This is a genomic window from Streptomyces sp. NPDC126510, from assembly GCF_040302345.1.
Taxonomy (GTDB): Bacteria; Actinomycetota; Actinomycetes; order Streptomycetales; family Streptomycetaceae; genus Streptomyces.
In genome coordinates this window covers 169,889-176,443 of record NZ_JBEORR010000019.1, presented here as the reverse complement: position 1 = coordinate 176,443, position 6,555 = coordinate 169,889, and the positions used below count along the sequence as shown (strand labels likewise).

8 protein-coding genes and 1 pseudogene are annotated in these 6,555 nt (G+C 71.9%); 4 read left to right on the top strand and 5 right to left on the bottom strand.

Translation table 11 applies throughout. From position 1 onward, the window contains the following. Positions 1-167 (bottom strand): annotated as a pseudogene (locus ABTX60_RS26215) (dihydrofolate reductase family protein); the annotation flags it as partial. A 181-nt stretch (positions 168-348) separates the two neighbouring features. Between ABTX60_RS26215 and ABTX60_RS26210 the strand changes: the two are divergent. After that, the gene (locus ABTX60_RS26210; protein ID WP_352099445.1) at positions 349-1,281 is read left to right on the top strand and encodes a bifunctional helix-turn-helix transcriptional regulator/GNAT family N-acetyltransferase; all 933 of its coding nucleotides are present in this window, start codon (positions 349-351) and stop codon (positions 1,279-1,281) included. A gap of 44 nt (positions 1,282-1,325) precedes the next feature. Next, positions 1,326-2,129: a sugar phosphate isomerase/epimerase family protein gene (locus ABTX60_RS26205; RefSeq protein ID WP_352099444.1), complete on the top strand. Its 804-nt coding sequence runs from the start codon at positions 1,326-1,328 to the stop codon at positions 2,127-2,129. 15 nt (positions 2,130-2,144) lie between these two features. Here the strand turns inward: ABTX60_RS26205 and ABTX60_RS26200 are convergent, their stop codons facing one another. Next, a complete protein-coding gene (locus ABTX60_RS26200) occupies positions 2,145-3,029 on the bottom strand; it encodes an NAD(P)-dependent oxidoreductase (protein ID WP_352099443.1) in 885 nt (294 codons plus the stop codon). Positions 3,030-3,079: 50 nt separating this feature from the next. Here ABTX60_RS26200 and ABTX60_RS26195 point away from each other — a divergent pair, with 50 nt between their 5' ends. Then, positions 3,080-3,475 (top strand): MerR family transcriptional regulator, encoded by a 396-nt coding sequence (locus ABTX60_RS26195; RefSeq protein ID WP_352099442.1) that lies wholly within the window; start codon positions 3,080-3,082, stop codon positions 3,473-3,475. 73 nt (positions 3,476-3,548) lie between these two features. Here the strand turns inward: ABTX60_RS26195 and ABTX60_RS26190 are convergent, their stop codons facing one another. The 3 genes from ABTX60_RS26190 to ABTX60_RS26180 form a co-directional block, all read right to left on the bottom strand. Beyond that, on the bottom strand, positions 3,549-3,887 hold the full coding sequence (locus tag ABTX60_RS26190) for an HflX-like GTP-binding protein (protein ID WP_352099441.1): 339 nt from the start codon (positions 3,885-3,887) through the stop codon (positions 3,549-3,551). A 185-nt stretch (positions 3,888-4,072) separates the two neighbouring features. Further along, the gene (locus ABTX60_RS26185; RefSeq protein ID WP_352099440.1) at positions 4,073-4,924 is read right to left on the bottom strand and encodes an RCC1 domain-containing protein; all 852 of its coding nucleotides are present in this window, start codon (positions 4,922-4,924) and stop codon (positions 4,073-4,075) included. 128 nt (positions 4,925-5,052) lie between these two features. Beyond that, positions 5,053-5,646 (bottom strand): CGNR zinc finger domain-containing protein, encoded by a 594-nt coding sequence (locus ABTX60_RS26180; protein ID WP_352099439.1) that lies wholly within the window; start codon positions 5,644-5,646, stop codon positions 5,053-5,055. Between the two features lie 86 nt (positions 5,647-5,732). On the opposite strand from ABTX60_RS26180, the gene ABTX60_RS26175 reads away from it, so the two are divergent. Next, positions 5,733-6,533, top strand: coding sequence for an MBL fold metallo-hydrolase (locus tag ABTX60_RS26175; RefSeq protein WP_352099438.1), 801 nt, complete (start codon positions 5,733-5,735; stop codon positions 6,531-6,533). Positions 6,534-6,555 lie beyond the last annotated feature (22 nt).

Here is a 6,555-nt window from a genome sequence, read left to right as displayed (position 1 = left end):
ATCATCGCCGTGGCCTCCTTCTGCTCCCGGCCCTTGATCTCGAAGGCCTCGGGAAGGAACTCGGTGTGCTTGAAGGTCCAGCCGGAGTTCCGGTAGCCGGGCTCGCCGCCCGGGGCCTCCACGACGCCGTCGAGCGAGACGAAGGCAGTGCTGATCAGGGTACGCATCCTGGGTTCCTCGGTATCTCGTGCCGGATTCTCTTCTTCTGACTGCGGAACACGGAGAAACTCATCGGCCGTCCCCCGTTCCCCCGTCCGGATCATCTCGCGCCTGGTCACGGAAGTCCTGCCCGGCTAGGCTCAGGTCCCGGATATCTCTGACTCAGTCAAATATCGGGGGTTCGGCGCCATGACCGTCCAGGACATCCGTTCCTTCAACCGCTTCTACACGAACGTCATCGGCGCCCTCGACTACGGCCGCAGGCTCTACGCCCCCTACACCCTCACCGAGTCCCGCGTCCTCTACGAGCTGGCGCACGCGCCGCGTACGGACGCCGCCGACCTGCGGGCCCAGCTGCATCTGGACGCCGGGTACCTGACCCGCATCCTGAACAAGTTCGAGGAGGACGGGCTCGTCGAGCGGAGCCCGTCCGAGACGGACCCGCGCCGCCGCCGCGTCACACTCACCGCGCCCGGCCGGCAGGCCGCCGCGCTGCTCGACGAGCGGGCGCGGCAGTCGGTCGGGGCGATGCTGGACACCGTCCGGGCCGAGGACCGGCCGCGGCTGGCAGAGGCCCTGCGGACCGTCCGGACGATCCTGGGCGACGGCCGGGCCCCGCGCCCCGAGGACGTCGTGCTGCGCGAGCCCGCCCCCGGCGACCTCGGCTGGATCGTGCAGCGCAACGCCGCCCTGTACGCCGCCGAGTACGGCTTCGACGCCGGCTACGAGGCACTGGTGGCGAGCATCGTCGCCGACTACGCCGGGGATCACGACCCGCACCGGGAGCGGACCTGGATCGCCGAGCTGGACGGCCGGCCGGTCGGGTGCGTGATGTGCGTACGGGACGACGCGCCCGGCGCCGCCCGCCTGCGGCTCCTGCTCGTCGAGCCGGACGCACGCGGCCTGGGCATCGGCGACCGCCTGGTCGGCGCGCTCGTCGACTTCGCCCGCGAGGCCGGCTACCGCGAGGTGGTCCTGTGGACCAACGACATCCTCGCCGCGGCCCGCCGCATCTACCGGCGCCACGGTTTCGAGCTGGTCGCGGAGAAACCGCACCGCTCCTTCGGCCGGGACCTGACCGGCCAGGACTGGCGGCTGGATCTTGACGCAACACAGGAGTGACGGAGAGGAATCGAGGGCGGGGGTCCCGGGTAGGGTCCGTCCATATGAAGCTGGCGTTCTCCACCCTCGGTGTCCCCGGCCTGCCCCTGCCCGACGTCCTGCGGCTCGCGACCGCCCACGGCTATCACGGCGTGGAACTGCGCACCCATCCCGAGGAACCGGTCCACACCGGCCTCGGCCCCGCCGAACGGGCGGACGTCGCGGCCGAGTTCAAGGGAGCGGGCGTAGAGCTCCTCGGCCTGGCGGGCTACGCACGGGTCGCCGCGCCGGGCGACGACGTGCCCGTCCTGGCCGAGATCCGCTCCCTCCTCGACCTGGCCCGCGACCTCGGTGCCCCGTACGTCCGGGTCTTCCCCGGCGGCGACCTGGACGTCCAGACCGCCGAGGAGGCCGACGCGACGGCCGCCCGGCGCCTGGGCACGGCCGCCGAGTACGCGGCCGACCTGGGCGTGCGCATCCTCCTCGAAACCCACGACTCCCACCGCACCGCCGCCGACGCCATGCGGATCCTCGGTCTCGTCGGCCACCGCCGGGTCGGCGCCCTCTGGGACGTGATGCACACCTGGCTCGGCGGCGAGCAGCCCTCCGAGACCTACGCGGCGCTCTCCCCCCACCTCGGCTACGTCCAGGTCAAGGACATCGCCTCCGTCGAGGACACCACCCCCCTGCCGCTCGGCGCGGGCGTACTGCCCCTGGCCGAATGCGTAGAGGTCCTCTCCCGCCACAACTGGGACGGCTGGCTCTGCTGGGAGTACGAGAAGCGCTGGTACGAGGCGGCGCCGCAGCTGCCCGACCTGCTGGACCAGGGGCGTGAGCACCTGAGCAGGCTGCTGAACGACTCGGCGTGAGGCGCCGGCCCTCGGTCAGCGGGCGCCGGGCCTGCCGAACTCCTCGATCAGCACCGGGTACTGCTCCTTGCCGTGCCCGGCTGCGATCGCACGATCGGCCATCGCCTTGATCAGCTTCGGCAGCTCGGCGTCGACCCCGGCCGCCTCGCTCTCCTCGATCAGGTGCGCCATCGCCCGCGCGTCGGTCTCCAGCGACGACACCTCGGCCGGGAACGAGCCCCGGTCGATCTGCTCGGCGTATCCCGGCAGCCATGTGGCCACCCCGGCGGCGATCCGCTGCGCGAACGGCGCGTAGGCGGCGGCCTCGACACCCGCCGTCCTCAGCAGGGCCGTGCCCTGGAGCCAGGCGTTCAGCACGCTCCACATCATGGCCAGGCCGGACACGTCGTACAGCGACGCCAGCCCGTGGTCCGCTCCCAGATAGGTGACGGTGCCGAGCGCGCCGAGTGCCGATGCGTGCGCGTCGAAGTCCGCGCGCGCCCCGCTCTGCAGGATCACCGCCTCGGTGGTCCCGATGGTGGACGGGATGGCCATGACGGCACCGTCCAGGTAGCGGGCACCTCGCTGCCCGGCCCACCGGGCGGCTTCCCGGGCCTGGCCCGAGTCGCCGGAGGTCAGGTTGACCAGCGTCGTGCCCTGCGGCGCGACGTCGCCCGAGTCGAGCAACTCGTGGAAAGCCCGGTAGTCGGTGACGCAGACGACGGTGAGGGAACCGGCCTCGATCGCTTGGCCGACGGTCGCCGCCGCCCGCGCCCCCTCGGCCACCAGCCGGTCGGCCTTGGCGGCCGTACGGTTCCACACGGTCGTGGGGTGCCCCGCCTTCAGGAACGCCCCGGCGAGTGCCTGGCCCATCAGGCCAAGTCCGATGACTGTCACGGGTGTTCGGGTCCTGTTGTCCATGGCGGCATCGTCGACGTTGATACCGGTGTGAAGGTCAAGCGAGGTTGTCGATGCGGATCGGGGAACTGAGCCGGCGGACGGGCGTCCACACCCACCAGCTGCGCTACTACGAATCCCAGGGCCTGCTGAATCCGGCCCGCGGAGCGAACGGCTACCGCGAGTACGACGAGAGCGCCCTGCTGCGCGTGAAGCAGATCCGCCACCTGCTCGGCGCCGGGCTGTCCTCCGAGGACATCGCGTACCTGCTGCCCTGCGCGACGGGGGAGGCCCCGGAACTGCTCGGCTGCCCCGACCTACTGGCCGCCATGCGGTCCCGCCTGCGCCGCCTGGACGACCAGATGGAAAAACTCGCCCGGTCCCGAGAGGCACTGGCCGGCTACATCGAGGCGGCCGAACGCGTGGGCGGCGAGAGCTACCCGCCGCTGGGGCTCCGGCGGCCTGCTTGAGGACCGGAACGGAGCAGGGGTGATGCGGCCGGGAGGTCGGGCCGTGGTGCAGCAGCCCACTCCGAGTCGGCTGTCAGCCGGCAGTGAGCAAGTCAGAGAGACTCACAGCGGGGCGTCCCAGCATGTTCGTCAGTGTGCGCCGTTGGCGCTCGGTCAGGGAGGCGGCGAAGACCGCTGCGTCAGCGTCGGTTCTGTCACACGCCAGCGCCACTTCGCGGACCTTCCCGTAGGTGAGCAGAGTTCTCGAGGAGTAGGGCAGACCCATCTTCCGGGCCCCGCCGTCCGAGACGCCTCGTCGTTGCACAATCTGCGCGACCACCCGAGCGCCGTGCGCTGCCAGTTCTGTGGCCGCCGTTGCCATGAGTGTTTCGAAGTTCTTCTGTTTTGCGGAGAAGTAGCCGACCAGGACCACATCGGCGCCTCCTGCGTCAGGGATTCGGAACGCCTGGCGCTGGGCCGGCTCTGACGGCACGCGGCGAGCCGGGCGCCGGTAGCGCCTTCGAGGCTGGTGCATGGCCGCAGGCTAGAGCCCTGGCTTCCTGCGGCGATACCGGGTTTCCCCCGCGGGGCGAAGGACAAAGCCCCCTCTGACACGGCCTAAGGGAGCCGGACTCCGGACCAGGTGTCGACTTCGCACTGTCGGTCGGCATTGTTCCCCGCGGTCACGACCGTGCCGTCGGCACGCAGGGCGAGGGTGTGCGTCGAACCGGCCGCGACGGCGACGATGTCGCGCCAATCGCCGACATCGCACTGTCCGTAGCTGTTGTCTCCCGTTGAGAGGACCTGTCCGGAGGCAGTGACCCCGACGGTGTGATAGCTGCCCGCGCTGAGCGCCACCACGTCTTCCCACTCCTCGACCTCGCACGCCCCGGTTGCCCGGTCCCCGGTCGCCACCGCCCGCCCGTCGGATCTGAGGCCGACGGTATGGAGGTACCCGGCCGATACGGCGGCCAGGTCGCGCCACCCTTCCACGGCACACTGCCGTCGCCGGTTGCTTCCCGCGGCCAGTGCGAAACCGTCCGACCGGACGCCGACCGAGTGCCAGTCGCCACACGAGAGGGCGACCATCTCGCGCCAGGACCGCACGTCGCACTGTCCTTCCGAACTCCGGCCGGCCGCCAGCACGCGGCCGTTCGCGAGCAGCCCGAGCGTTCGGCGCCAGCCCGCGGCCACGGCCGTGACGCCTTGCCATCCGGCGACATCACATTGCCCGTCGCCGTTCCACCCGGTTGCCAGCACCGTGCCGTCCGACCGGAGTCCCACCGTGTGGGACCTGCCCGTGTTCGTCGCGGTGTGGACGTTGCCGGCTGCCACCGCGACGACGTCTTCCCAACGCTCGACACGGCATTCAGCGGCTGCGGTATGGCCCACGGCGAGAACGGTTCCATCCCGGCGCCGGGCGACCGAATGACGCCTTCCGGCCGCCAGCGCCGACGAGCCGGCGAGCATGAAGCCTCCTTGCGCTCGGCGCGTTCGCGACATGAATCGCACCTTACTTCGTCCCGGAATCGGAGCGTCACGGAGAGCGGAGGGGCGCGGCTCGCCCCTGCGGGGCCCCGGCCATGACCAAGGCGGAGTCAGCTCGACTCGGTACGCCGTGCGTAAGCGCGGGCCGCTCGGGCGCGGTCGCCGCAGCGGGTGGAGCACCAGTGGCGGCGGCCGTGGCGGAGCAGGTAGCGGTTGCAGGGAGGGGAGCCGCAGGCGGTGAGGCGTTCGGCCGCGGGGGAGGTGAGCAGATCGGCGGCGTCCGCGGCGAGGGTCGCCAGGGCGAGGTCGACGATCGCGGTGGTGGGGTGGGGGGCCGTGCGGTAGGGGCCGGTCGTCTCGTCCCACCGCAGCAGCGGGGCCGTCGGGACCCTGGTCATGGCGTCGTTGATGGCCGTCACCGCCGCGGGCAGGGCGGCCACGCCGTCGGTGCGGGCGGCGAACAGCGATCTGATCTGCTCGCGCAGCGACCGCAGTTGGGCCGCGCACATCTCCCGCATGCCGGCGTCGACCGGGGCGAGGCCGCGCTGCGTCAGCCAGTGGTTCGCCTGTGCGGGAGTGCCCACGAGATCGAGCGTGCGCCCGCCGGGCAGCGCGATCGCGGTGTTGGCGAGGGCGAGTGAGGGGTGCTCCTCCTCGCCCTGCGCGGGCGGCGGGGCGGGCTGTTCGGTCACGGGCTCCTCCATGTTTCTCATGTTAAGGGTTGCCCGTATCCGTGAGAAGCGGCTACGGTCTTCTCACGGTTCGATCGCGTCTATCCGTGAGGTGCTGTATGTCTTCTGTTCCCGTGCCGGCCGACTTCCCCGTCCGCGTCCTCGGCGGCCCGACCGCCCACTTCGAGTACGGCGGCCTGCGCTTCCTGACGGACCCGACCTTCGACGCCCCCGGCGACTACGGCAGCCCCGGCCGTCCCCAGCTGACCAAGACCGCGCCCTCCGCCTCCGGCCCCGGTGACCTCGGCCCCATCGACGTGGTCCTGCTCTCCCACGACGAGCACCCCGACAACCTCGACACCTCCGGCCGGGCCCTGCTCGACCGCATACCCCTCACCCTGACCACGCCCGGTGGCGGCGAGCGGCTGCGCGAGAGCCTGGGGGAGCGGGTTCGGGGCCTGGCCGACTGGGGGTCCGTCGCGCTGGACCGCCCGGGCGGCGGCACGGTCACCGTGACCGGCGTCCCCGCCCTGCACGGCCCCGGACCCCGCGAGCAGGTCGAGCCGATCACCGGTCAGGTCGTCGGTTTCGTTCTGACCGGCGAGGGCCTGCCCACCGTTTACGTCAGCGGCGACAACGCCTCACTCGACGCCGTCCGCGAGATCGCCGGCCGCTTCGGCCCCGTCGACACGGCCGTGCTCTTCGCCGGCGCTCCCCGCTTCCCCGTCCTCTTCGACGCCCAGGTCCTCGTCCTGGACAGCGCGATGGCGGCCGAGGCCGCGCAGATCCTCGGAGCCCGCCGCGTGGTCCCCGTCCACTACGACAGCTGGGCCCACTTCACCGAAGGGGGCGACGAGCTGGCGGCCGCCTTCACCGCCGCCGGACTCGCCGACCGCCTGGACTGGGGCAAGGGCGCCTGACGTGGGGCGAGGGCGCCTGACC

What these genes read in the sequence shown, in the direction of transcription:
- ABTX60_RS26180 (WP_352099439.1), bottom strand. Translation starts at nt 5,646, where the DNA reads ATGGAGGAGCCCGTGACCGAACAGCCCGCCCCGCCGCCCGCGCAGGGC.
- ABTX60_RS26175 (WP_352099438.1), top strand. Translation starts at nt 5,733, where the DNA reads ATGTCTTCTGTTCCCGTGCCGGCCGACTTCCCCGTCCGCGTCCTCGGC.
- ABTX60_RS26205 (WP_352099444.1), top strand. Translation starts at nt 1,326, where the DNA reads ATGAAGCTGGCGTTCTCCACCCTCGGTGTCCCCGGCCTGCCCCTGCCC.
- ABTX60_RS26185 (WP_352099440.1), bottom strand. Translation starts at nt 4,924, where the DNA reads ATGCTCGCCGGCTCGTCGGCGCTGGCGGCCGGAAGGCGTCATTCGGTC.
- ABTX60_RS26195 (WP_352099442.1), top strand. Translation starts at nt 3,080, where the DNA reads ATGCGGATCGGGGAACTGAGCCGGCGGACGGGCGTCCACACCCACCAG.
- ABTX60_RS26210 (WP_352099445.1), top strand. Translation starts at nt 349, where the DNA reads ATGACCGTCCAGGACATCCGTTCCTTCAACCGCTTCTACACGAACGTC.
- ABTX60_RS26200 (WP_352099443.1), bottom strand. Translation starts at nt 3,029, where the DNA reads ATGGACAACAGGACCCGAACACCCGTGACAGTCATCGGACTTGGCCTG.